Origin of the sequence: Bradyrhizobium sp. 17 (assembly GCF_023073515.1) — a bacterium.
In the GTDB taxonomy this organism is placed as follows: domain Bacteria; phylum Pseudomonadota; class Alphaproteobacteria; order Rhizobiales; family Xanthobacteraceae; genus Bradyrhizobium; species Bradyrhizobium canariense_D.
Window position 1 is genome coordinate 17369 of the sequence record NZ_JADPJQ010000042.1, and the last position, 23392, is coordinate 40760.

The following is a 23392-nucleotide window of genomic DNA, read 5'->3' on the forward strand; positions in this document are numbered from 1 at the left end:
CAGTGGGGTGAACGCTCAGAAATTCCGGCGCTCGACGCTGGTTACCGGCCGTCCCTTGGGGCGGCTTTTTTCATGAGCAAACGATGAGCGATACCGACACGCTGGCGGCAACGCCGGACGGCACGACCACGACTGAAAACCCCGCAACGCCGGTCAATGACGGCATTATCGACCTTGATGCTCCTGAGGAGGTCACGGAAGAGGCTGCGGAAGGCGAAGAAGGCCAATCGGAAGAGGCCAAAGCCGCGGCGGCGAAAGCTGCTGAGGAAACGGCTGAAACCGAAAAGAAGAAATTGAGCGGCGCGCAGCGGGCCAAAATCCGCGAACAGCGTCTGCTCCAGGAGAATTCCGACCTGCAACGCAGGCTGGAAGAGGCAACCCGCAAGACGCCGGCGGCAGACGCCAGCGATGCGGAGAAAGCGCCGCGTGAGGAAGACTACAACGGCGACTGGTTCGCCTGGCAACGCGCACTGACGGCCCATGAGGCTGGCAAAGCGGCGCGGGACGCCATCCAGGGCGAATTCAAGACCCGTGAGCAGTCCCAGCACGAGGCGAAACAGGCCGAAGTCGCTCAGGCGCGCCGTGACGCGCACCTCGAGCGAGTCGAAGCAGCACGCGAGGTAATCGCTGACTTCGATCAGGTCATGAAAGCAATGGATGGGGTTCAGGTCCGAACGGACGTGATCGACGAGATCATGTCGTCCGAGAAGTCCGATCTCATCTCCTACCACCTCGCGAAGAATCCGAACGAGCTCGACGCACTTAACGCGATGAATTCTCGCGAGCTGGCCCGCGCAATGGGACGGCTGGAGGCCACGCTGAAGCTGCCGGAAGCGAAAAAGCAAACCTCCGCTCCCCCTCCGTTGTCCCGCTCGAAAGGCGGCGCCTCTCCAAGCAGCCAGGAGGCTGACTTGCAGGCGTTTTTCAAGAAGACATACGGCGACAGGGCCCGTTAAAGGCGGGCCTGCGGGAGCCATTCCGACAAGGAACAGGCTTCAATGGCAAATACCACTCTCTCGGCCAGCATCATCGCGAAAGCGGCGGTTGGCATCCTCGAAAACGAACTCGTCATGGCGAACGCGGTGTTCCGCGGCTACGAAGGCGAGTTCGACAAGAAGATCAACGGCTATACGGTTGGCGACACCATCACCATCCGCAAGCCGACCGACTTCACGGTCCGTTCCACGATCACTGCCTCCGCGCAGGACGTCACCGAGGCCAAGACCTCGATCGTCGTCAACCAGATCGCCGGCGTCGACTTCGCGTTCACCTCCCAGCAACTGACCCTGAACATCGGCGAGCTCTCCGAGCGCGTCATCCGGCCGGCGATGATCCAGATCGCAAACCAGATCGACGTCTCGGTGATGTCCCTCTACAAGGACATTCCGCAGTATGTCGGCACGCCCGGCACGCTGGTGCAGTCCTTTGCGGGCTTCGCCAAGGGTGCGCAGAACATGGACCAGCGTTCGGTGCCCCAGGGCGGCCGCACGGCCATTCTGGCTCCTGCCGACTTCTGGGCCTTGGCCGGCTCGCAGACCGCTCTGTTCTCCCAGGCGATCAACAACAAATCGTATCGGGAAGGCGAGATCGGCAAGATCGGCGGCATCGACACCTACATGTCGCAGAACGCGCCGACCTTCACCACCGGCCCGTTCGGCGGCACGCCGCTGATCAACGGCGCCTCCCAGAACACCACCTACGACACCACCGGCGCCAACACCCAGACGCTCATCACGGACGGCTGGACGGCGGCGGCGGCGGCTCGTGTGGTCGCGGGCGACGTCTTCACCATCGCCAACGTGTTCGACGTCAACCCGATCACCAAGGCAACTCTGCCGATCCTGAAGCAGTTCGTCGTCAAGGCGGCTGGCTCCTCGGACGGTTCGGGCAACCTGACCATGACGATCGCCCCGCAGATCATCACCTCGGGCGCGTTCCAGACGGTTTCGGCAGCTCCGGCCGACAATGCCGCGCTGACCTTCGTCGGCACGGCGAATACGAACTACACGAACAACCTGTTCTTCGATCGCAACGCTTTCGCGCTGGTCACAGTGCCGATGGCGAAGCCGCCGGGCGCAGTCGACGTGTCCCGTCAGAGCAAGAACGGCATCTCGGTTCGTGTCATTCCGTTCTATGACGGCACCAACGACAAGAGCACCTGGCGTCTCGACGTGCTGTACGGCACGAAGACGATCGATCCGCGCCTCGCGGTTCGCGTCGCCGGCACCTAACGGAACGGCGTAAGCCTTCAAGCGTTGAGCAGCGGCATTCGTGCCGCTGTTTCCCTTTGGGGCAGCATCAACAGGAGAATGTCCCATGTCGAAATTGCATGACGACCTGATCAACGAAGTCGAGTCGAGTGAGAGCGTTTCGGAGGGTGTGGACTCCCTGATGCGCGCCATCGCGGACCGTATCGAGGGCTGCAACGGCAACCATGTGAAGCTTTCTGACCTCTGCACGATCCTCCGTGAGGATCCGGCCAAGGTTTCTGACGCGCTGGTGGCAAATACCGACGTCGCCAAGGTCAACAAGACCCGCACGACCGGCTATGATGCCCCGTCGTCCGTGTTCGACAAGCCCCGCGAGGGTGTCCGGATGGGCATGCCGCTGTCCTCGAACGATCATCGGGATCAGCAATTCCCGGAGAACGAGAACACGGAAGCCGAACGCGAGCAGATCCGGCGTGAACAGGCGCTGCGCGACCGCGGCGGTATCCTGACGGCACAGACGGACCTTCCTGAGGTGCCCGAGGCCGACCGCGAGGCTGATGAGGCTGCCCGGCGCGCCGACGAACAGCGCCGCGCGCGCGAAGAGAACCGGCAGCCAGCGTAACGCTCCCGCATACCCGAGAAACGAGGCCGCTTTCGAGCGGCCTTTTTCGTGTGAGGTGACATGCCGACCGAGAAACAGATCGACGCAGCTACGGACGCCTATCTCAAGGCGCGCGGCTGGTCCGACGACACGATCAAGGCCAACTTCCTGACCCGGGCGGAAGTGCGCGGACGGATGGGCGTGGCTTTGAAGGCAGCGGAAGAGGCGGCCGATGTCCAAAACGCGGGCTGAGCTGATCAATCAGTGCCTGACGAACCTGGGCGTCATTGCCTCCGGCCAGTCAATCGACGCTGACCTCGTGCTGAAGATGGACGGGTTCATTGATCCGGCCGCTGCTCTGCTTGCCCGTCTCGATATCTACTATGTGCAGGACGTGGGAAGTGTCGGGCCCGTGGACGGCGCGGTCGAGGACGAGGCGTTTCTGCCGCTGGCCGACTGGATCGCGAACAAGGCCTGCGCTGGCTTCAACCTTCAGGCCGACCAGAAGATGCAGGCCCTCGCCATGCTGGCAGAGGATACCTTGCGCACGCTGGCGGCGCCGGCGCGCACGCTGCGCACCCTTCGGATCGATCCCGCCTTGACCACGCCGCGCCGCGGAATCTATCGGGGCGGCTTCTGGTGAAGCGGCCTATCCCGTTTCCGGTCCAGACCGCTCCCGGCGCCAAGTCGCAGGAGTCGGGTGGCCGGATCGTCAACGGCTACGTCGAAGAGCTCGGCGACCAGGCACCGAACAAGACCGTCATTCGGCGTGGGCCCGGGCTGCTGAATTTCGGGACGTCGGATCGCACTGGCTACCGCGGCGCCATCGTCGTCAACAGCGTGCTTTATGTCGGCTACAGCGGCAAACTCGAGAAGTGGACCAGCGCCGGCGGGGCTTCGGTCAACGTCGGCAACCTGAACGGCACCAAGCGCGGTTTCTTTGCTGCGAACAACAACACGACGCCCGATAAGGTCTTTGTCGATCCTGATGGCAATATCGCGACCTTCACGCCGACCACGGTAACGAACTCCTACCCTGACGCCGATCTGCCATCGGTCAACTCGGTTGACTTCCTCGACGGGTATCTGGTGTTCACGACCGGAGACGGCCGGGCCTTTGCGACCGATTTGAATTCGACGTCAGTCAACGCCCTCTCATTCGGTAAGGCCGAGGCAAAGCCGGACGGGTTGCAGCGGGTGGTGTCCTGGGGCGGCCGGCTCCTGTTCTTCGGCAACCAATCTACTGAGGTGTGGACCGACGCAGGAACGACGCCATTCCCATTCGCGCGCTCAACGGTCATTCCTCGCGGTTTGGCCGGGCCTTACTGCGTCTCTGGATATGAGGACGGGTTCAGCCGCGGGCCTATCTTTGTCGGTGACGATAACGTTGTCTACAAGCTCGACGGCTACACGCCGACGAAGGTCTCATCGCCTGATCTCGAGGGCCTGATCGAGTCAGTTTCGGACAAGACGACGCTCGAGGCGACCGCCTATATCTCTCGCGGGCACGCCTTCTGGCAGTTGTCCTGCCCAGCTTGGACTTGGATCCTCGACATCTCGACGTCGCAATGGTTTCAGCGCGACAGCTACGGGCTCACTCGCTCGCGTATCTCCGGTGCAATCAATGCATTCAGCCAATGGCTGGCCGGGGATACGCAAACGGGCAATTTTCAGGCCATCCAGACCGCGGCAAACGATGAAGTTGGAAGCCCGCTTCGGCTCCGCATCGAAAGCGGTCCCGTGATGGATTTTCCCGGCGGCTCAGTCGTCGGGAGAGCCGACTTCTACTTTACCACTGGAGTAGGCATCGCCTCCGGCCACGATCCAGATCAGACGGATCCCGACGTTGAAATCTCATGGTCGGACGACGGCCAAACCTGGTCCAATCCGATCCTTCGGAAACTCGGCCGGCAATCCGAACCGCGGCAACTGATTTCGCTTGTTGCCTGTACCGGCCGCACGTCATGGCAGGGTCGGCGCTGGCGGCTTGATGTGTCGAGTGGTGTCTATGCAGGCTTCATGTTCGCAACCATGTCCGACGACCCGAGGGCAGTCTGATGAGGATCCGCATTCCACCGATTGACGTTGCCGCGATCGACCCAGCCACGGGGCGCTTTGTCGCCGACTGGTACGACGTCATCAAGGGGCTGGAAAAGCTCGGCCTCCTCGATCTCGCGGACGTATCCACGACAGCGCCGGCCAACGGCCAGGTGCTCATTTACTCATCTGCGAACAAGAATTTTGCGCCGGGAGCCAACTGATGGGCAATATTTTTACCGATTTGTTCAGCAGCAAACCTGCTGAAGAAGCAGCCAAGGCGAAGGCGGCAGGGTTCGCCAACGCGAAGACCGACGCGAATGCCTCGCTCGATGCCGGGATCGCACAGGCTACGCCGCTGTACGATCAGGCCTATGGCGATTTCAGCACGCTTGGCGCGAAGTTTGGCAAGGGTCAAGACCTCTATAACGATGCAACGGGCGTCAACGGCGCCGATGCGGCGACCCGGGCCGCCGGTATCTATCGTTCTCTGCCAGGATATAGCGCCGGTCGTGACATGGGCATCAACGATCTCGAGCGGCGGGCGGCCGCGCGCGGCGATCTCGGGGGTGGGATCACCAGCGCCGACACAATCAAGTTTGCCTCGGACTATGACTCGCAAAAGTATGGAAGCTTTCTGTCTTCGCTCGCTCCAAATCTCGCCGGCGCCACAACCGCGACAGCGGGCGGCGCAGGCGTTCGGGCTACGGAGGCTGGCGCTGATCTTGGCGTCGCGGGGCAGCGCGCCGGTTTCAACTACAATGCGGCGACAGGAACGGGGAATGCCAATGCAGATGCCGCGCTCGCGCCTTACAGCGCATCATCGAACTTCTGGGGAGCTCTCACGGGCTTGGGCGGTCTCGCCCTGAAGGCCTCTGGTATTGGCGGATTTGCTCCTACTCCGGCCAAGGCATAATCGATGGCAAACGGCTTTCAGGGGCCTCCGGCCGTTGACTTCTACAGCCAATTGTCGGGGCTTGGCGATACGTTGCAGGCGAATGCAGCCCTGCGGCAGAAGCAGCAGATTAACGAGGCCAGAAAGGGCGCGTTTCAAGATTTTACGGCGCTGGATCCGTCCTCTCCCGACTACGGCAAGCAGGCGCTTACGGTCGCGCAGAAGTTGGGCTCGGTCGGCGATCAGGATGGCGCTCTGAAATTCCTGACGCTGGCGCAGACTGCGGCCGACAAGGCGCAGGCTACGGCACGAGATACCCGAGATTTCGGCTTTCGCCAGACCGAGGCGCAGCGCGCACAGAGCAATGCGGACCGCACCTTCAACAAGGATAAGTACACGATCAAAGAGATCGAGGACGCGAGCGGCAACAAAACGCTGGTCCGCGTCAACACGGATGGAGCAGAAGGCCCGATCAACACGGGAGCGCCGACCGCAACTCCTAACAATCCGTTCAGCCCCGGCAAATTTAATGCGGATCAGGGCAAGGCCGCGGGCTTCACCGATCGCATGTTGCAGTCAGAGGGTATCCTTCGCGGGGTCAATGGCGCCCCAGGCGTGCAGGATGAAGGGAAAAGCTGGGTCGATACTCAGGCAAGCAACGCCAAGGAACTGCCGCTCGTCGGCAGGGTCGCGAACTATTTCGTGCCCGAGGCTCGGCAGAAGTACGACCAGGCCAAGGCCGATTTCATCAACGCTCAGCTCCGGCGCGAGTCCGGCGCGGCGATCGCTGCCTCTGAATTCTCCAATGCCGACAAGCAGTATTTCCCTGTCCCGGGCGATACGCCGGACGTCATCAAGCAGAAAGCTGCCAACCGGCGCGCTGCTGTCGAGGCGATGGGCCGTGAAGGCGGCCAGTCCTATCGACCGAAATTCGCGTTCACCCAGGATGGATCTCTCGTTCCGCACGAACCGAAGGCGACCGGCCAGGCCAAAGCTATTGCTGCGCCGGCCATCGCTGTCGCGGCGCTGAAGAAGGATCCGCGCTTGGCTGCTCAGTTCGATGCGAAATATGGCGCCGGGGCTGCAAAGGCCGCTCTCGGCGGTGGTGAAGAATAGTGCCGAATTTCTTCGACCAGTTCGATAGCGCAGACAGCGCGGCTGCTCCGAGCGCGCCGCGTCCGTCATCGCGCTATGCTGACGCTATCTCGACGGTCGAGAGTGGCGGCAACTATCGCGAGATCGGGCCGCACACCGGCAGCATGGGCCGCGCGCTCGGAAAATATCAGGTCATGAGCGCGAACGTCGGGCCGTGGTCAAAGGAAGTCCTCGGCCGTGAAGTATCGCCGCAGGAGTTCATCAACGATCCGAAGCTTCAAGACGCAATCTTTGAAGGAAAATTCGGAAAATACGTCGATAAATACGGTCCGGATGGTGCCGCTCGAGCTTGGTTCGCCGGCGAAAAGGGCATGAAAAACCCCAACGCCAAGGACGCCTTTGGAACGACGGTCGACGAATACAGCCGACGCTTCAACAAGGCGCTAGGCCCGCAGGACGCGCGGGCCGCAGTTGATCAGTTCGCGCCTGATCAGCCCGGAGCCATGGCTTTCGCGGCGACGGATAAGCCCAATGTCAGCCAAGCCAAGCCCGAGGCCAAGAACTTCTTCGACCAGTTTGACGAGACGCCGGCGGCAAAGCCCACGAGGCCTACTGACCGCCTCTACGTTTCACCAGCCTCTGACGCGCCTTCTCGTGCGACCGCTGATGAGGCCAAGAAGCCAGACCGCGGCGCCCTTGATGCCGCTGCTCGAGGTGCTGCACAGGGCTTTACAGCCAACTTTGGCGATGAAATCCGGGGTCTAGTGGAAGCCTCCGGAGCCAATCCGGACGATCCGGCCAGCCTCGGAAAACTAATCCACGGTGCCCTGAAATACTGGTCCGGCGATGCCGAAGCCAAGAAGCGCTATGACGAGACGGTCAAGCGCGAGCGGGAGCTTAACAAGTCGGCCGAGGAACAGCACCCCATTGCGTCTACGGTCGGCAATATCGGCGGTGCCGTTGTCCTGCCAATAGGAGCGGGCGCCGGTGCGGCCAACCTCGGCACCCGCATGGCGATCGGTGCCGGAACGGGTGCGGCCTTGGGCGGCGCTGCCGGGGCTGGCGAGGGCCAAGGGTTCGTTGACAGCGCTTCCCGCGCGGCAGTGGGCGCCGGCGTCGGCGGCGCGCTGGGCGGGGCTGCTCCGGCAGTTATCGAGGGCGTTGTGCGCGGGGCCCGGGCGGTTGCTCAGCCGGTCGCAAACGCAGTCCGCGGTATCCGCAACGTTGACGATGAGGCGGCGCGCCGGGTCGTTACGGCGCTCGAGCGTGACCGGGCCATCGATCCCCAGGCAACCGGCCGGCTTACCCCCAACGAATTTGCGGCGAGCGTCCAGAGCGGCGGTCCGGCGACGATCATGGACATCGGCGGGGAAACTACCCGGGCCCTGACCCGATCGGCCGCCAATACGTCCCCCGAGGGCCGGGCGGTCCTTAACCGGGCGATTAATGACCGTTACGAGGGCCAAGGCAACCGCGTAACCAACTGGCTGCGGCAGACATTCCACTATCCGGACGCTGCGGCCCAGCAAGATGCGTTGGGGCAGGTGCAGCGCACGGTCAACAATGCGAACTATCGCCGGGCCATGGAACACGGCGACCGTCCGATCATGTCCCCCGAGCTCGACCGCCTCATGGGCAGCCCGGCTGTCGTGGAAGCGATGCGCAAAGCGTCGACCAGTGGCAAGGACAGGGCTATCACGCAGGGACTTGGCGCAATGCGGCAGGGCGTGACGGTTGAAAATGGTGTGGTCCGGTTCACGCCTGGCCGGAATGGTGCCCCGACCTATCCCAACCTAGCTTTCTGGGATGCGACCAAGCGCGAGCTCGATGCTGCTGCCAACATGGCGCAGCGAAGCGGGGACACCTCCAGTTCGGCGGCCCAACTGGCTCGGATGCTTCGCGACGAACTCGATAGGCACGTCCCGTCATATCAGGCCGCCCGCGCCGGCGCGGCTCGTTTCTTTGATGCTGAAAACGCCCTTGAGGCCGGCCAGAACTTCGTCGGAAAGAATATGACCGCTAACGAGGCGCGCCGGGCCCTTGCCCAGATGACGCCTCAGGAGCGGCAGCTATTCCAGGACGGGTTTGTTTCTCGGTTTGTCGAAACGCTCAACCAGGTCGGGGACCGCCGCAATATTCTGAACCAGATCGCGAGCTCGCCGGCGGCCCGGGAAAAGCTCAACGTCGCGCTGGGACCGCAGCGCGCGGCCGAGCTCGAGGCCGGCCTGCGCGTCGAAGGCATCATGGATCTTGCTCGCAATGCCGTGCAGGGCAATTCAACCACGGCGCGGCAGTTGGCCGAACTTGGGTTGGCCGGAGGCGCTTACGGACTGACCGGGGGCGGTATCAATCCATTCAGCGACCCCGGCGCCGTAGTCAACGCCGCTCTCGTCTACGGTGCCGCTCGCGGGCGAAACGCCATCAACGAACGACTGTCGCGGCGTGTCGCTGAAATGCTCGTATCCCAAGACCCGCGCATAATCTTGCAGGGGGTAAGGACCATCGCCCGCAATCAAACTCTCTTCAATGGTCTGCGCTCGGCCGACCGAGGCTTGGCTCGGATCGGCGGCGAGGAAGCTCCGGTAGGACCCGCCTTGCAGGCGGTAGGCGTAGGCCACGCCCAAGACGACAAGCCAAACGTTCCACGGCCACCAGGCCAGTAGCAACATCACAACGCACCACAGCAACAGACCCGCCTTCCACGGCGGGTTTTTCTTTGAGGGTTCGATGATCAAGATGATCTCACATGCCGAGCTTTTGCGGCTGGTCGACTATGACCGGGAAACCGGGATTATAACTCGGAAAGTCCGAACGTCCAACAGGGTGCACGTCGGCGATATAGTCGGGTTTCCCGACGCAAATGGCTATCTCCAGGCCAATATCGGGGGAGTGCGCGCTTACGTTCATCAGTTCGTTTGGTTGTACGTGCATGGCGTTTGGCCGGATCACGACATCGACCACAGGAATCGCGACACTCAGAACAACACAATCTCCAACCTACGACGGGCAACGGCGTCTGAGAATTTGGCGAACAAGAAGCGCCCGTCAAACAACACGAGCGGCTTCAAGGGCGTACACCCGAAGCGCAGTAAATGGTGCTCGCAGATCAGGTGCGGCGGTCAGCGCATCACGCTCGGGGTTTTTGAAACTCCTGAACTGGCCCATGCAGCTTACTGTGATGCGGCCAAACGTCTCTTTGGTGAATTTGCGAGGGCCGCATGATGTTGCGCTTTGCTGCATTCGCTTTCGTTCTTTGGGCGTCAATTGCTTCCAGTTTTGCCGCTGGGACCATTCCGTTCAGTCTGTCGCAGCAGTTCGATAGCCTCGGAAAGCCACTCGCCGGCTGCCAGTTTTTCACCATTCAGGCAGGCACGACCAGCACGCCGCAAAGCGCCTATCAGGATAGCGCACTGACGATTGCGCTGCCAAACCCCCAAACCTGCGACGCGGCCGGCCGGCTGCCGCAAATGTTCCTTGCGGACGGGACGATCAAGGTTCGTCTGACCGACAGGAACGGCGTCACTCAGGTTGTGGCCGACAATATCCAGGTCGTCGGGCCATCTGGTGGCGGCGGTGGTGGCGGCACGGTCGATCCGACGACGATCCTGGCAACCGGCGACGTCAAGGTTGCTTACGGAACTGGTATTCTCTCCGGCTTTGTTCGGGCGAACGGAAGGACCATCGGTTCTGCAACCTCCGGCGCCACTGAGCGGGCCAATTCCGATGTGCAGGCGCTGTTCGTCTATCTCTGGGCCGCTGATGCCAACCTTTCCGTAAGCGGCGGGCGAGGGGCTTCCGCTGCGGCCGATTGGGCTGCCAACAAGAGAATAGCTCTACCCGACTGGCGCGGTCGCGCGCTCGCTGGCCTTGGGGATATGGGCAACAGCGCAACATCAGTACTCACATCTACATATGCTGGATGCACGCCGACGACTTTAGGAGCGGCATGCGGTAGCCAGAGCCATACGCTCACCGTAGCAGAAATGCCGTCGCATAATCACACGCTCCATGATCCGGGGCATACTCATACTTTGCAGCTGATCGCAAACGTTGGCGCTCAAGCGTTCGCATCTGCTGGGTCGAGCACTGCAAGCAACGTCGCTACGACGAACAGTAGTTTTACTGGCATTACGCTTGATGCGGCAGGCGGCGGCGGCGCGCATGCCATCACATCCCCAATGATGCTTGCAACAATCTACCTGAAGCTCTGACCATTACCTAAGGCATGATTTCAATACGGCTTCAGTGATTGGCGGGAGCCATTGGGCGTATCCACCAGCCGAAAGATGAACTCCATCGGTTGATAGCGGACTCTCTGAGAACGCCGGAGCAACGAACAAAAAGCCGCGTTCCTTCGCGATTTGCTCGATGATTTGGTTGTAGCTCTCTACCTCTCCCGAGTTGCTTTCGAGCGGCGGGAGCCCGACTAAGACCAGCTTCTTCGCTGGTAGATCATCTAACAACTGTTCGTAGCTTTCTCGGAAGGATTGATTGGAAGCGAGAGCATCGTTTGTACCGATCGCAACGACAGCGAGTGGAATGCGGGTAAAGAGTCGTTTGGCTGTGTAAGCATACGACGCGGCAGTCTCGCGACCAATCCCGGCGTTAACAATGGGCATACCGCACAGCGAAGACGGCAGCAGCGCGGCTTCCGTAATGCTGTCGCCAACGAAGACAATCGGGTTCTTTGCTTGCGCAAGCTGGCTACGGATCATGAATAACCTGATCTGCACCCGCTCGTTCTGAACGCTCACCATTTCTGTAAGAAGGTTTAGTCGACTACTGATCTTGTTCACCCGCTCGTAAGTCCAGCCGAAGCCGCCAACGGCGATAATGAGGCAGGTAATAGCGATGGCTCGGTTCATACCCGAGCCATACCACTCACCCCCCCAGCCGAGTCAACCACCTCAAGGCGAACCTGATCAATGATAACCCTAAGTTCCGCAGCGGCCAATAATGCAGACTGGAAGACCCAATTCCAGTTCAACGACGCCGACACAGGCGACCTGATCGATTTCACGGGTGCGAGTATTGAGATCGACGTTAAGGATTTTGAAGGGTGCCGGCGCATCCAGGCGTCAACGAGTAACGGCCTGATCACGATCCAGAGTACGGGGATTTTTGAGCTCGACGTCCCGGCATCGACAATGTCCTGCCTGTGCCCCGGCTCTTATCAGATCGGCGGCGTCTACTCGCTCAACGGCGATACGATCTCGCTCTTTACTGGCTCTCTGTCGATCGTCTCGGGAGTAGCGCGCCTATGAATGCTCCCGTCCTCAGGATCAAGGTTCTTCCCAAGCCGACCATCAAAGGGAAGATGGACGTTCGCTTTCCGGCGAATATAGCTACTGGTAGCTTTCTTACCGTCACCAAAGCGAATGGCACCTACACGTTTGACGTAGATTATTCGCTTATGGCTGATGTTGGCGACCAGGTGGTTGCAGCGTTACCGTTGGCGACGACTGCAGAGAAGGGACTATCGCCCCAACTTCCTAACGATGCTGCGCTTTATCTTGACGGGACGGGAAACTATAGCACCCCTCCTGGCAGCTCTGGCAGTCTACCGGACATCGATCGCCGCAACATCCTTCTGACGCGCATCTATCAGGCAAAAGACTATGGCGGGTATCGCCGTCATCTTTCCGCGCTTGCGGATGGGTACGCCACAACAGACGGAGCAACGGTAACAAACGGCGCTATCGATGTTGTCGCGCGAAAGATTGCGCCAACGATCTCTGCCGATACCTATTCGACTGCCGCGACCGGAACTCTGGCTAACGACGCCATCAGCCAAGGCGGCATTACGCAACGTCAAGCGATCGCAAGCACTTCCTTGGCGAACATAACCGGGAACAAGATCAGGGTGACTTTCACCCCGCCATCAGCCGGCAACACGACCTTATCGAATGTCTATGTTGGGCACGCTGGCACAGCCCCGAACTTTGACGGCAATCAGGTACGTTTGACTTTTAATGGCGGCAACAATGGCGTGACACTGTACGGCGGTGGCCCCGCAGTCGTCAGCGACGCTGTTACCTTTACCTATGACCATACCAAAACGCTTATCACCTCGATGGACATCACGGGCACGTCGAGCGCGCGGAACAATTCGGCAACTGGCGCCGATTTCACACTCTATTTCAAGTCGGCAGACAGCGCGAACGTTGGCGCAACCACCGTCACCGGGTATTCGACCGCAGCAACGACAGCTCGCGTCGTGTCGAAGGTCGAGATTCTGACTGCGACTGGAACGACACAAAACATTACGGTTGTAACAACGGCTCAAACGGCGGACGCGTCTTCATCGAATGTACGCGTGCTCATCGCCTATGAGCAAGTCAATGCGATCACACTGAATACTGACCTTACCGTGGAGGTTAGTTGCAATGGCGGCACGAATTGGAGTGCCGCGGCACTATCTCTTACTGGCACCGGCCAAGATGGGAGATCAGTTGCCGAAACCGGAGACCAGTCCTGTACGGCAGGAACATCCATCCAAGCTCGAATTAAAGTATTCAACAACAAACTCGCTTATATCCACGGGATGTCCCTATCATGGCACTGAGCAGCAAGCGGCAATACTGGTCCCGGATGTATCGCCTGCTCGACCCGAATGCGTACACCTATTCCAGCGGGACCAGCATGTCGCTTATCGTGCCTGCGGGGACGACGTGGTACGCCACGAATATGTGGTTCGTCTATGTCAATGGAAACGGACCTTATTTCCACCGCAAGCTTGATTGTCGTGAATGTATCGAATTGCCGGCTGGCACGGTTATCACCAGCACGAGCGGACAGTCTGGGTTCATCTACTACTGCGATTATGCTGCTGCTACGGCTCCGGCCACTGATCCGGAAGAAGCCTATTACGCTCGGCTGAACCAGTTGACATCGATTCAGATATCGTCGCTGACGGCCTCGATCACGGTAGGCTCAGCACGCGGAACGGTAGTCTCTGCCAGTTTTCCGTCGTTCACGTCGGGCATCTTGCGCGGCGTTGCGAACAATGAAGTGTCGTGGACCATTCTATCGGGTGGTTCGATGAATACCATGGATGAAATCAGCGACGATCACCAGCAGAGGTTCACGAGCGAACTCCTGATGCCGTTCAAGACATCCATCTTCACGGGCATCCAGGTCAGGTCCGCAAGCGTCTCTGGGAATGCCACTGACACGTCATTGGCTGGAACGGGGACTATTCTCTATCAGGTGCTTCCTGGTGGATGGTAGCAACTAGCCGCCTTTCTGGCGGCTTTTTCATGGGAAACTACATGGTAGACCTCAACGCTCTTACGCGGGCGAACGCCGATCGCTGGTCTCGAGCCAAGCTGACCCGTGAAGCCGAATTCACGCGCCCCGCAAAGGTGGCGGTTGCCAACAAGGGCCGGTATCTCGCCATTGCTCGGCAGGCCGGCATGCCTGACATCGCGTGGGTGTTCATCGCCGTTAGCCATTATCGCGAGTCGTCTCAAGACTTTAGCAAGAGCCTGGCGCAGGGCGATCCGTGGAACCGGGAGTCCACTCACGTTCCGAAGGAGAGAGGCCCCTTCAAGTCGTTCGAAGACGCCGCGGTCGATGCCCTGGTGAAATGCTCGCCTTACGCTGCCCGCCTGAAGGATTGGAGCATCGGCGGGATGCTCACGAACCTAGAGAGGTTCAACGGCACGGGCTACGCCAATCGGGGCCTGCCATCGGCCTACGTCTGGAGCGGGACCGATCAATACAAAAAGGGCAAATTCGTTGCCGATGGCGTTTTCGACCCGAATAAGGTTGATGCTCAGCTCGGAGTCGCCGGTCTGATCCTAACCATGATGGAGCTTGACCCCTCGATCAAGTTCGACGGCCCAGCGCCGCAGGTACAGCCCCGGCCGATCCAGCCATCCGACAAGCCCGTCCGTGACGGCATCTGGCTTCAGAACAGTCTCAACCGGCTCGGAGCGAGCCCCAAGCTCGAGCTCGACGGGATCGTGGGGCCCGCGACACGGAATGCCGTGCGTGCCTTCCAGTTGGCCGCAGGGATAGGCGTGGATGGCCTGACGGGCCCGGAGACGTTCAAGGCTCTGGATGATGCTCTCGCCGCCGGCAAGCCCGTGGCGACGCTCCCTGTACCGCCTGACATCGTTCTGCCGCCTCCCGGTAGCCAGGCGCATCACGACCTTGCCCCGACATTCTGGGGCAGGGTGCTCGATCTTTTCAAACCGAAGGCAAACCGATGAACACTTTGAACGATTGGGGCCGCGTTCTGGTCTCAACCATCGTGGTTTTTGGCTTTATCGGCGTGACCGTTCTCTACATGACGCGCAAGCTCGACGGCGCTGCCGTTCCTGAAATCCTATCCATCCTGTTGGGTGCGCTGGCGACCAATTTTACCGCAGTCGTCGGATATTGGATCGGTTCGTCGTCCGGCTCTGCGCAGAAAGACAACGCAATCCAAACGCTGGCGAACAAGTCATGATCGCAGTCCTGGCGGCGCTCCCCGCCATCCTCGGCGCGCTCGCCGGCATGGTCCCGGCCATCGTGCAGCTATTCACGTTGAAGGCGCAGAATGCCCAGCAACTCGCAATGGCTCAGCTCCAGATGGAGGCTCAAAAGGAAGGCGTGGCTCTACAGGTCGATCTCGCTAACGCTCAGGCTGATATTCGACAGGCAGACCATATTTACAGTTTTGGCGCTGGCCTTAGCGGCAACAAGTTTGTTGACGGACTGGCCGTATTTGTCAGGCCCTATGTCACGCTGGTTTTCTTCCATATCTGGATTCTTCTAGAGGTCTTCATGTTCATCTATGCGGTGAACAGCGGCTATGACCTCGGGCAACTCGTCAAGGTGCTTTGGCCCGACGAAACCCAAGCGATGTTCGGCGCCATCATCGGCTTCTGGTTCGGCGACCGCATGATGCTCCGCGGACAAGATCGCATGGCGGCAACTCTGGCCGTAACAAAACCAACGACCACCATAGTCAAAGGAACGAACACATGACCTTCCTCGTGATCCTCGGCAACATCGGCAGTTTCATGGCTGGCGGCGCTCTGATCTGGTTCGGCCGCGAGCGTATCCAAGGCCTCGTGATCGACGCCAACACGCTTTCCCGCGAGCTGCATGCGAAGGCTGACGCCATCGCGGCGGCCTCGAAGAAGTAAGCAGGCCGCCAAGGTGTTGGAAGCACCCTGACGGCCCTAACCCGCGCTGTGGCGGTAACCATAGCACAGGCTGGGCGCGATCCTAGCAATCGGCGGATTACTAGGAGTTTAATGGGAATGGGACTGACCTTTGAATGGACCGTAAAGCTCGGAGATATCCTGACGATGGGCGGCGCGGTCATGGTGGCTGCCGCCTTCCTCTACAACAGAGGCGGCAAAGAAGCCGGCGACAGCATGACACTACAAGCGCTCGCCAGAGAATTCGGAGAGATTAAAACCGAGTTCAAAACGTTCAGTGAAACGCTCCAGAAGATCGCGGTTCAGGAAACCAAGATCGAGCTTCTGATGAAGTGGTATGATGAGCTGCGGCACGGCAGCGGTTTCATCCAGGAGCGTCGTGCCAATGTCGATGGCGAATACAAGCGCTGATGCCTTACATGAAGCGTCGCGCCATTGGGTTCCTTATCCTCACAGTGGCGGCGATTTTCGTCCTGTTCGTCGCCCTTATCGTACTGATGACCCGGCCCGCCTGGCCGGCAGATGCGCAGGCCCCGCCCGCATATACCTGTGAAGACGTCCGCCGCCTGATCTCTGAAAAGGGCAAGGTCGCCGCTATCGCCTTCGCCGTCGAGCACGGCTTGTCACTGCGTCAAATCTGGCAAATCCGCCGGACCTGTAAGGTCTAACTTCCCACAACTGGAGACTACCAATGCTTCGCAAAACTCTTGCGGCGGCACTTTTCTTGCTGTCTGCCACCTCAGCCGATGCCGCGTCCCGCGTGTGGATCTCGGAATTCGCGGTCCTCACGGCGACCGCAAGCGGCGGCTCTCCCGGCCAGATGGCCGCTCTGCCCAGCCTCACGGATCAGGCCACGCTCGACATCAGCGGCGGAGTGCAGTCCTCGGCCGCCTTCAATGCGCAGACCAAATACATCCGCATCACCTGCGAGGTGCAGTGCGCGGTGAAGGTTGGCGGCACGGCCACGACCTCGAGCCTGCCGATCGGCGCCATGTCGCCTGAGTACTTTGGAGTCCAGCCGGGCGCCTCCATCTCGGTGATCGCCGCGCCTTAGTCACCACCATTTCTTGGCTTCACCCAACTTCAGAATGAACATGCCAAGAGCGCTGAATGTACCGATGAACGCGAGGCAGCGTTCCACAGCAGCCAGCTTCAAAACAGTGGCCACCTCTTGGCCATCCCAATAAAGCTTACCGGACGCAGGGTCTATCCCGAACAAGGACAAGCCCTCACTCGATATGGGCTTGATCCCGCGGGGCCAATGCTCTGGCGCAGCCTCGGTCGAGTAGCGGTAAGTCCGAATCTTATCCCAATCAATCATCGAATCCTCCTGGAGGCTGAATTGAAGCACGCCGCCACGCGACCCCGCAATATTGGAGCTTCATAGAATGGCATTTGGAAAGCTAGGCGCCGGTGGCAGGGGCTTCGGCAGGGAGGGCAGCACTGCCCTTGGGACAGTGCCAGTGGCACCCGCTGGCTATCAATTCCTGCAAATGAGCGACGGCCAATACGTGCTCGGCGCACAAGGCAACTACATTCTGGTGAGGGTCTGACATGAGCTATATTGATCGCGGGCTTGTGGCCCCCACGCTGAACGACACTTCGGCCGCAGCGGCGAATGTCACAAAGATTCAAACCGCGCTAAATCTCGGTGGCAATGTGACGCTGATTGGCAGCGGCATCGTCTATATCAACGCCACACTTTCGATCCCGGATAATACCACGCTGACTCTCAGCGAGGGGATGACCATTACAAACACTGCTGCCGCCCCTGGCAATATGCTTGTGACGGACCAGTTTTTGAACGGATCGTTTACGGCTGTCACACTGTCGTGGACGAGCGGAGTTCCGGTATCGGTCGCATGGACTGCTCATGGTAAATCGGTCGGAGACCCGATTTACCTCAAAGGTTCGACGCCGACCTATTATAACGGCGTGTTCCAGGTGGAGTCCGTCACCGACGCGAACAACTTCACTTTCATCCCGCAACGGCAACCCACGACGGCCCCGACCGGCTCCGCGTTGGCGACGAAGGCCAACAAGAATATCATCGTGCAAGGCGGGCAGTGGGATTACAATTATCCAACGGTCAACGGCAGCGCCACAGAGTCATTCGCGCTGATCGGCGCCTATGCACAGAACATCGTGTTTCGCGACCTTGCCGTGAAGAACGCCAGCAAATATTGCATCTGCTTCGGAGCCGTGCGGGACTACAGTGTTGTCAACCTCTATTCTCCATCCACTAATAGCGATGGGGTCAAGGTCTATGGTCCTGCCTTCGGCGGCTATGTGAATGGTGTTTTCGGTCGATACGGAGATGATGTCGTCTCGGTTCAGTGCTCGGAGACTGGCGCTCCATTCTTGCAATACAATTTCACTGGCGGCGGCGACTGCATCGGGTTCAAATGCGTCAACATCGACGCCAAGACACTCGCCTGCCTTGCGGTGGTTTATGCGGGCCTATCGACCGAGTTCATGTACAACATCGAGTTCGATGGCGTGCATGGATACGCTCCGCAAAATGCGTGCAAGGTAGCCTCTGACACTTCAACGAAGGTGGTTTCTGGAATTGCGTTCCGTAACGTCGATGCCATGGCCGGGGCTGGGGTCATAGTGCAAACAGTGATTGTCGATCGCCTGACCCTTGACAATGTTGCTCCGAATATCCCGGCCACGGCTACGGGCGTCGTAGTCGTCACCAGCGACGGTACGGTCGGAGCGCTGGATATTTATAACCCCGCTGCATCCTTGGTTGGATTTCCCAATCGAACAAGCGTCTCCTATGCCGCAATTTCAGGAACGGTGTACAATATCAACGTGTTCGGGGCTGGCTTTATTTACAACGGAGCCTTCCTGTTTGATGCGCTAGTTTTCCTTGGATCGGGATCGACCGTCAGAGCGGTTAACGTCAGCGGCGGTTATCTCAACGGATTCCAGAACGTCTTCAAAATCGCGAGCGGTGCTCTTGGCCTTCCTCGTCTTGGCTTGAATGGTGCTTATTTCAATGGACCATGCGTCGGCAACATCTCCGCTACCTGTGATTTGAGCATCAATGACTGCCAGCTCGATAGCTGCTTTAATGCCTTCCTGCGGACCACCGGAAACGTAACCGTCAATTGGACCATGGCTGGCAACACCTTCGGCGGCGGCAATACCTACCTAGTTGTGGTCTCCGGGACGCCGGTTATCAACCCGAAGGGGTCTGATGTTCAAGTTGACGTGAGCGCAACCGGCATCGCGAGAGCAACCGGGAACTTCTGCTATAACACAAACGCGGCGCTCGGGACGCTTGGCGCGGCCGGTCCGGTGACTTGCCAAGGCACGGCAGCGAATAGCTGGCGCCTGCTGGGCGACACGACGAAGCAGTATTGAGATGCGGTTTGGAAAGATGGGCGCGCGGCCAAAGCCGCCGCCTCCACCGCCGAAGCCGTAGTCCGCTCCCCAACTCCCTCAGGGGCAGCGCAAGTGTGCGAATGTGGCGTCAACCTGAATCCGCGCTCGGATCTCAGCCTGTTCGAATTTCATCCCCTCAACTAGGTATAGCCGGATCAAAAGCTGTACGAGTTGACCTCGGGTCATGGGGATGGTTTCAAGGTCTCTGACCGCTTGGCGCTCTCTGAGCATCTTATCTATCTGTTCGGTCACGTCACAGCTCCTTGCCCATCTGCGGCGGTCAGGTCGATCTCCATCGGCTCGTCCGTCAAGGTCAATCGTCTGACTGCATTTGGCTTCGACCAATCGATGACTAGCTCCCGGTCGAACACGCGACGCATGCACGGCTTCCCGTCGTCGTCCGTGCCGCTCGCCCATATGTCACCGGCCTTGAACTTGAGCGTCCATTGATTTCCGAACTGATCTATTGCCATCACATCCTCACGTTTCGCTTAGGACTGCTTAAGCGGAATCTTTGATTCAGCATATTCGTCCGGCGATAAAACGAACTGCCGGATGTGCGCAGATTGATACGGGTTGATCAAGGAATACGCCCTTACAAAGGGGCTATCGGGATGGTCCAAATTCCATCGCTCCTCAATAACCACTTGAGTCTCATCTGAGTGCACAACTCGCCGACTGATAAGGGCGTTCTCGGGGTTCATCGTCGTTTCCTGCTCATCATCGCTACTGAGGCTTCGCGTTGGGGTATTGCTGAAGGTCAAAGATTTCTTTTTGAGTTAGTTGATTTGGCTCTTGGATATCGGCCAAGGCGATCACGCAGGCGGCTGTTTTGAGGTCGCCGATCATCTGATCAGTCACCCCTATAGTACCATGCTGTCCCTGGTCGAAGGATGACTGCATATATTGTGACAGGTTTATCAACCGCTCGGCCAGTTCGTCCCGCTTCTCTCGGCTAGTGAATTTCAGTGGCATGTTCTCATCCTCGATGATCGGTCCGCCGAACGATCGGCTCGCTGGGGTCGATCGGGCGGTAGTGCAGCTTTTTGTCGATCCACTTGAACCCGAAGTGGAGGCCGAGCGCGATGAAGGCGAACGTACCTCCGAACAAAGCCAAGACTGATAAAGTTTCCTTCACAGTTTCACTCCTCGGTCAGCAATGATCACGCGCGGCAGCCAATGCTGCACGGCCAGCCTCGGAAACTTCGTACAAATACATCCCTAACGGCGCGCGGCGCTCTAACATGCCGATCTCCAACAGATGATCGCGCATACGAGCGGTTGGGAAAATACGCAGTCCTCCCGGTACGGTCGTTACATCAAGGCCGGGAGTAGGGCCGCGCTCAGCAAACCACCGCAATGCATCGCGTTCACCTTCCATGAGGGCACGAGGTTCTGGCTTTTCCGCGAGTATTGCTTCAAGGATTTCTTCCGTCGTTCCCTCGCGGACATCGCCCGGATCGTTCATCGCAGCAATCGTTTCAGCGTTGGGGTCCATCGCGCTTATCTCTGGCTTGGTTAGGCGGTGAACCTTACCACAGATGGCGTTCCTCGTGACGCCGAAGTGCGCGGCAATCTGATTCCGCGTTTGCCCCTCTGAGAGCATTCGCAAAATCACATCGTCTTCATCTATAGACCATTCCTTCATGGTCACTACCTCACTGACCATTCGGGACTGCGCGTGTGACCCGGACGACGGGCACGCCAGCCGCTTCAGCCTTGCGGATCATATCCGCTGTTCCCTTGCCGCCTGGGAAAGCGACGACCATGTGCGGCTTACCCAGGTCGAGCATCCGCTGGTTGCGGATTGGGCCGGCAGCTTTCCCGTCGCGGTCCCAGTCCGCTGGGTAGGCTTTGCAGAGCACGTCATGCTCTAGAGCCCAATCGGCCGCCAGCGTATCAGCACCGCGCGCTGCCCCGTGGACGAGGCATTCGATCGGGTTGGCCGAGTGCGCTGCATCCAACACCATGCCGAGCGATCGGGCGTCATCGTAGTCGCGCCCGCCGCAGACCAAGACCGTCTGTTTCATGTCGTCCTCATTGTCCTTGCCTCTGCGCGAGTGTGGCTTAAAAGCCGTAGGAAGGGTCAGGGTCGCGCGGAAGGTCGCCGGGCCGAAGGTGCGAGACCTGCATCCGCTCTCCTCCCCGTGTAACGCGATACATCGGGCGATCCTTTGTCACGTACTGCAAGTCGATCTCGTCGATTCCATTAATCTCGACATACCCTTCCTTCTCAATGCGCTCTAGCTCCGCTTCAGCTTGGCGCTGTGCGTCCTCTTGGCTCTCAGCCTTGATGGGTATTGAGATTACGCCCTTAACTTCGATCTTAGCGGTGTATTCCCCCGGCTTCTCGTTGCAGGAGAAGTCGGCGGGATTCGGCGCTTGAATTTTCGTGTCAGTCATATCGTCCTCCTCATTGGCCAAGAATTTTAGCGAAATCACAAACCCACCCGTAGTAGTCGGCGCGCTTCCGACGCCAAGCTATGACGTGCTGATCGTGCTGCATCAACGTTCTCCCTGTCGCAGTGCGGAGGAGGTGGTCAGATTGGAATACGGCAGCGCCGGGTCGGTGCGGCTGTAATGGCGGACAAGACGGTTCAAGATCTGCTCGACCTGATCGCCCTCCTGGTCCAAAATCTTGATGATGTCGCCAAGGCAATCCTCGGCGCGATCCCGCTCCGCCTTGTAGTGGCGGGCGATTGCTTCCTTGAAGGCGATGTGGGCATTTGTCATGAATGTTCCCCCCTGCACTGTGAGGACCACGGCGGCGGCGTCCTCTGCTCCCATTCGAACCATAAGATCGGCAGGCCATCGAGCAGGCCGATGGTCATTGTGACCTTCCAGTCCCAGATCCACTTCAGCCGCCGCATGGCTATTCCTCGGCCTTGCGGTTGCGATATTCCAGGCGAGCAAGCTGCCCTTCCGTGCTCGTATCGAGGTGGTTCTGACGATTGTAACGCATGGTCATGGCGAGATCGCTGTGCGTTGCCATGGTCATGATTGCATCAGGTCGCACGCCGGCCCGGAACATTTCGCTGATGCCTCCGCTCCGCGAGTGCATATCTTTGACTTCCTTCGGGACACCGCAGTGGTTGGCGACCAAGCGCCATTTGCGGCGGAACTCATTTGCGCTCCACGGCAGGCCGGTGACGTCGTTGATGATGATCGGGCCGTCCGGCGAGCGGTAATTCAGGTAGCGAAGCTCGTCCTGGATCATGGGGCAAAGCTTCAAGTCGGCCGCCATCATCTTCTGACGCTTGTTGGTGCGGTGCCGCAGGACCATATCGTCAGCGACCTCTGACCAACGGATGCCAGCACGCCATTTCAGCCCGTTGTACCGGATGTCAGATTCGCCGGGCTCGCTCTCGGGAACCCACTGGCCGATAACATCGCGCTGCCTCAGGACGAGCTCGAACTGGAATGCTTGGGCGAGGGCTAGGGAGTACCAGCCGAAGTGTCGTCGCGCGGCCTCCCGGATCGCGTCAGCCTGCTCGGGCGAGAGGCTGACATCGCTCACCTTGGCTTGTTCGAACTTGAGCTTGCTCATGGTGACGCAAAGTCGCTCGCACTCACGGTCCTCCAGCATTAGGAGACCAAAGCCGAGCATGGTCCGAAGCTGGGCGATGAACGAATGCGCCATTGAGACCTTGCCTCCCTCGGCCCAGCCGTCGTGCCAGATGCGAATGGTGGAGGCGCGGATCTCGGCAAGGGGCGTCGAGCCATACTGCTCGTCCATGCGCTCGGTCAGCCGGCGGGTGTTCTTCCGGTTGTCGTAGGCCAGCTTATGGAAGCTGGAAGCCTTGTGGGTCCGGTAAGCCTCGATCAGGCCGGCGAGGGTGAGAACGTCTCCTGAACTTTGCTGTGTCAGTGGCGTGTCAATCTTCTTATTTGTTCCTGCCCCGTTCTGCTCCAAGAGGACAGAACTTGCAGGGTCATTGATGCAATATTCGTTGTAATCATTGATAATTTCGCTCTTTGCCATCTCGCTTATATTCCCCTATATGGG

At 59.4% G+C, this 23392-nt stretch carries 33 protein-coding genes; 24 read left to right on the forward strand and 9 right to left on the reverse strand.

Annotated features, from left to right (window positions below):
- Positions 1-83 precede the first annotated feature (83 nt).
- The 12 genes from IVB13_RS08125 (at position 84) to IVB13_RS08180 (ending at position 11049) form a co-directional block, all read left to right on the forward strand.
- Entirely contained in the window at positions 84-956 is an 873-nt protein-coding gene (locus tag IVB13_RS08125) for a hypothetical protein (RefSeq protein ID WP_247488253.1), read from the forward strand.
- Positions 957-998: 42 nt separating this feature from the next.
- Positions 999-2231 (forward strand): P22 phage major capsid protein family protein, encoded by a 1233-nt coding sequence (locus IVB13_RS08130; RefSeq protein ID WP_247488255.1) that lies wholly within the window; start codon positions 999-1001, stop codon positions 2229-2231.
- A gap of 40 nt (positions 2232-2271) precedes the next feature.
- Positions 2272-2832: a hypothetical protein gene (locus IVB13_RS08135; RefSeq protein ID WP_247488257.1), complete on the forward strand. Its 561-nt coding sequence runs from the start codon at positions 2272-2274 to the stop codon at positions 2830-2832.
- Positions 2833-2892: 60 nt separating this feature from the next.
- Positions 2893-3063: a hypothetical protein gene (locus IVB13_RS08140; protein WP_247298377.1), complete on the forward strand. Its 171-nt coding sequence runs from the start codon at positions 2893-2895 to the stop codon at positions 3061-3063.
- Complete coding sequence (locus IVB13_RS08145) at positions 3044-3454, forward strand: hypothetical protein (RefSeq protein ID WP_247488259.1); 411 nt, start codon at positions 3044-3046, stop codon at positions 3452-3454. The genes IVB13_RS08140 and IVB13_RS08145 overlap by 20 nt, the downstream gene beginning before the upstream one ends.
- Before the next feature lie 197 nt (positions 3455-3651).
- Positions 3652-4869 carry a packaged DNA stabilization protein gene (locus IVB13_RS08150; RefSeq protein ID WP_247488262.1) on the forward strand — a complete coding sequence of 406 codons (1218 nt, stop codon included), beginning with the start codon at positions 3652-3654 and terminating at the stop codon, positions 4867-4869.
- The gene (locus tag IVB13_RS08155) at positions 4869-5072 is read left to right on the forward strand and encodes a hypothetical protein (RefSeq protein ID WP_247458700.1); all 204 of its coding nucleotides are present in this window, start codon (positions 4869-4871) and stop codon (positions 5070-5072) included. Before IVB13_RS08150 ends, IVB13_RS08155 begins: the two co-directional genes overlap by 1 nt.
- A complete protein-coding gene (locus IVB13_RS08160; protein WP_247488264.1) occupies positions 5072-5764 on the forward strand; it encodes a hypothetical protein in 693 nt (230 codons plus the stop codon). Before IVB13_RS08155 ends, IVB13_RS08160 begins: the two co-directional genes overlap by 1 nt.
- 3 nt (positions 5765-5767) lie before the next feature.
- The gene (locus IVB13_RS08165) at positions 5768-6859 is read left to right on the forward strand and encodes a hypothetical protein (RefSeq protein WP_247488265.1); all 1092 of its coding nucleotides are present in this window, start codon (positions 5768-5770) and stop codon (positions 6857-6859) included.
- Positions 6859-9501, forward strand: coding sequence for a hypothetical protein (locus tag IVB13_RS08170; protein WP_247488267.1), 2643 nt, complete (start codon positions 6859-6861; stop codon positions 9499-9501). The genes IVB13_RS08165 and IVB13_RS08170 overlap by 1 nt, the downstream gene beginning before the upstream one ends.
- Before the next feature lie 64 nt (positions 9502-9565).
- On the forward strand, positions 9566-10060 hold the full coding sequence (locus IVB13_RS08175; protein ID WP_247488269.1) for an HNH endonuclease: 495 nt from the start codon (positions 9566-9568) through the stop codon (positions 10058-10060).
- Complete coding sequence (locus IVB13_RS08180; RefSeq protein WP_247488271.1) at positions 10057-11049, forward strand: hypothetical protein; 993 nt, start codon at positions 10057-10059, stop codon at positions 11047-11049. The genes IVB13_RS08175 and IVB13_RS08180 overlap by 4 nt, the downstream gene beginning before the upstream one ends.
- A 3-nt stretch (positions 11050-11052) precedes the next feature.
- Here the strand turns inward: IVB13_RS08180 and IVB13_RS08185 are convergent, their stop codons facing one another.
- Positions 11053-11703, reverse strand: a complete 651-nt coding sequence (locus IVB13_RS08185; protein ID WP_247488273.1) for an SGNH/GDSL hydrolase family protein — start codon at positions 11701-11703, stop codon at positions 11053-11055.
- 60 nt (positions 11704-11763) lie between these two features.
- Between IVB13_RS08185 and IVB13_RS08190 the strand changes: the two genes are divergently transcribed.
- From IVB13_RS08190 to IVB13_RS08235, 10 genes are all read left to right on the forward strand, one after another.
- A complete protein-coding gene (locus IVB13_RS08190; RefSeq protein ID WP_247488276.1) occupies positions 11764-12102 on the forward strand; it encodes a hypothetical protein in 339 nt (112 codons plus the stop codon).
- The gene (locus IVB13_RS08195; protein WP_247488277.1) at positions 12099-13403 is read left to right on the forward strand and encodes a hypothetical protein; all 1305 of its coding nucleotides are present in this window, start codon (positions 12099-12101) and stop codon (positions 13401-13403) included. The genes IVB13_RS08190 and IVB13_RS08195 overlap by 4 nt, the downstream gene beginning before the upstream one ends.
- Entirely contained in the window at positions 13394-14068 is a 675-nt protein-coding gene (locus IVB13_RS08200; RefSeq protein ID WP_247458713.1) for a hypothetical protein, read from the forward strand. Before IVB13_RS08195 ends, IVB13_RS08200 begins: the two co-directional genes overlap by 10 nt.
- Before the next feature lie 41 nt (positions 14069-14109).
- Positions 14110-15054, forward strand: a complete 945-nt coding sequence (locus IVB13_RS08205; protein ID WP_247488280.1) for a peptidoglycan-binding protein — start codon at positions 14110-14112, stop codon at positions 15052-15054.
- Positions 15051-15293 (forward strand): hypothetical protein, encoded by a 243-nt coding sequence (locus tag IVB13_RS08210; RefSeq protein ID WP_247298409.1) that lies wholly within the window; start codon positions 15051-15053, stop codon positions 15291-15293. The genes IVB13_RS08205 and IVB13_RS08210 overlap by 4 nt, the downstream gene beginning before the upstream one ends.
- On the forward strand, positions 15290-15814 hold the full coding sequence (locus tag IVB13_RS08215) for a hypothetical protein (protein WP_247458611.1): 525 nt from the start codon (positions 15290-15292) through the stop codon (positions 15812-15814). The genes IVB13_RS08210 and IVB13_RS08215 overlap by 4 nt, the downstream gene beginning before the upstream one ends.
- Entirely contained in the window at positions 15811-15975 is a 165-nt protein-coding gene (locus tag IVB13_RS08220; protein WP_247458614.1) for a hypothetical protein, read from the forward strand. The genes IVB13_RS08215 and IVB13_RS08220 overlap by 4 nt, the downstream gene beginning before the upstream one ends.
- Positions 15976-16092: 117 nt before the next feature.
- Positions 16093-16404, forward strand: a complete 312-nt coding sequence (locus IVB13_RS08225) for a hypothetical protein (protein WP_247458616.1) — start codon at positions 16093-16095, stop codon at positions 16402-16404.
- Positions 16405-16412: 8 nt separating this feature from the next.
- On the forward strand, positions 16413-16661 hold the full coding sequence (locus IVB13_RS08230; protein ID WP_247488283.1) for a hypothetical protein: 249 nt from the start codon (positions 16413-16415) through the stop codon (positions 16659-16661).
- Positions 16662-16684: 23 nt separating this feature from the next.
- Positions 16685-17047 (forward strand): hypothetical protein, encoded by a 363-nt coding sequence (locus tag IVB13_RS08235; protein WP_247458618.1) that lies wholly within the window; start codon positions 16685-16687, stop codon positions 17045-17047.
- On the opposite strand, the gene IVB13_RS08240 is transcribed toward IVB13_RS08235, so the two are convergent.
- Entirely contained in the window at positions 17048-17314 is a 267-nt protein-coding gene (locus IVB13_RS08240; protein WP_247458621.1) for a hypothetical protein, read from the reverse strand.
- A gap of 233 nt (positions 17315-17547) precedes the next feature.
- Between IVB13_RS08240 and IVB13_RS08245 the strand changes: the two genes are divergently transcribed.
- On the forward strand, positions 17548-19365 hold the full coding sequence (locus IVB13_RS08245) for a hypothetical protein (RefSeq protein ID WP_247488285.1): 1818 nt from the start codon (positions 17548-17550) through the stop codon (positions 19363-19365).
- A gap of 269 nt (positions 19366-19634) precedes the next feature.
- Here IVB13_RS08245 and IVB13_RS08250 read toward each other — a convergent pair whose 3' ends face one another.
- Complete coding sequence (locus IVB13_RS08250) at positions 19635-19859, reverse strand: hypothetical protein (protein WP_247458630.1); 225 nt, start codon at positions 19857-19859, stop codon at positions 19635-19637.
- A gap of 253 nt (positions 19860-20112) precedes the next feature.
- Positions 20113-20361 carry a hypothetical protein gene (locus IVB13_RS08255; protein WP_247488288.1) on the reverse strand — a complete coding sequence of 83 codons (249 nt, stop codon included), beginning with the start codon at positions 20359-20361 and terminating at the stop codon, positions 20113-20115.
- Between IVB13_RS08255 and IVB13_RS08260 the strand changes: the two genes are divergently transcribed.
- Complete coding sequence (locus tag IVB13_RS08260) at positions 20360-20509, forward strand: hypothetical protein (RefSeq protein WP_247488290.1); 150 nt, start codon at positions 20360-20362, stop codon at positions 20507-20509. The genes IVB13_RS08255 and IVB13_RS08260 overlap by 2 nt on opposite strands.
- A 30-nt stretch (positions 20510-20539) precedes the next feature.
- Here IVB13_RS08260 and IVB13_RS08265 read toward each other — a convergent pair whose 3' ends face one another.
- The 5 genes from IVB13_RS08265 to IVB13_RS08285 form a co-directional block, all read right to left on the reverse strand.
- Positions 20540-21034, reverse strand: coding sequence for a GcrA family cell cycle regulator (locus IVB13_RS08265; protein WP_247458639.1), 495 nt, complete (start codon positions 21032-21034; stop codon positions 20540-20542).
- A 10-nt stretch (positions 21035-21044) separates the two neighbouring features.
- Positions 21045-21416 (reverse strand): DUF2493 domain-containing protein, encoded by a 372-nt coding sequence (locus IVB13_RS08270; RefSeq protein ID WP_247488292.1) that lies wholly within the window; start codon positions 21414-21416, stop codon positions 21045-21047.
- A gap of 37 nt (positions 21417-21453) precedes the next feature.
- Positions 21454-21789: a hypothetical protein gene (locus IVB13_RS08275; protein WP_247488295.1), complete on the reverse strand. Its 336-nt coding sequence runs from the start codon at positions 21787-21789 to the stop codon at positions 21454-21456.
- Between the two features lie 102 nt (positions 21790-21891).
- The gene (locus IVB13_RS08280; protein ID WP_247488297.1) at positions 21892-22119 is read right to left on the reverse strand and encodes a hypothetical protein; all 228 of its coding nucleotides are present in this window, start codon (positions 22117-22119) and stop codon (positions 21892-21894) included.
- A 139-nt stretch (positions 22120-22258) separates the two neighbouring features.
- Positions 22259-23368: a hypothetical protein gene (locus IVB13_RS08285; RefSeq protein ID WP_247488299.1), complete on the reverse strand. Its 1110-nt coding sequence runs from the start codon at positions 23366-23368 to the stop codon at positions 22259-22261.
- Positions 23369-23392: the final 24 nt, after the last annotated feature.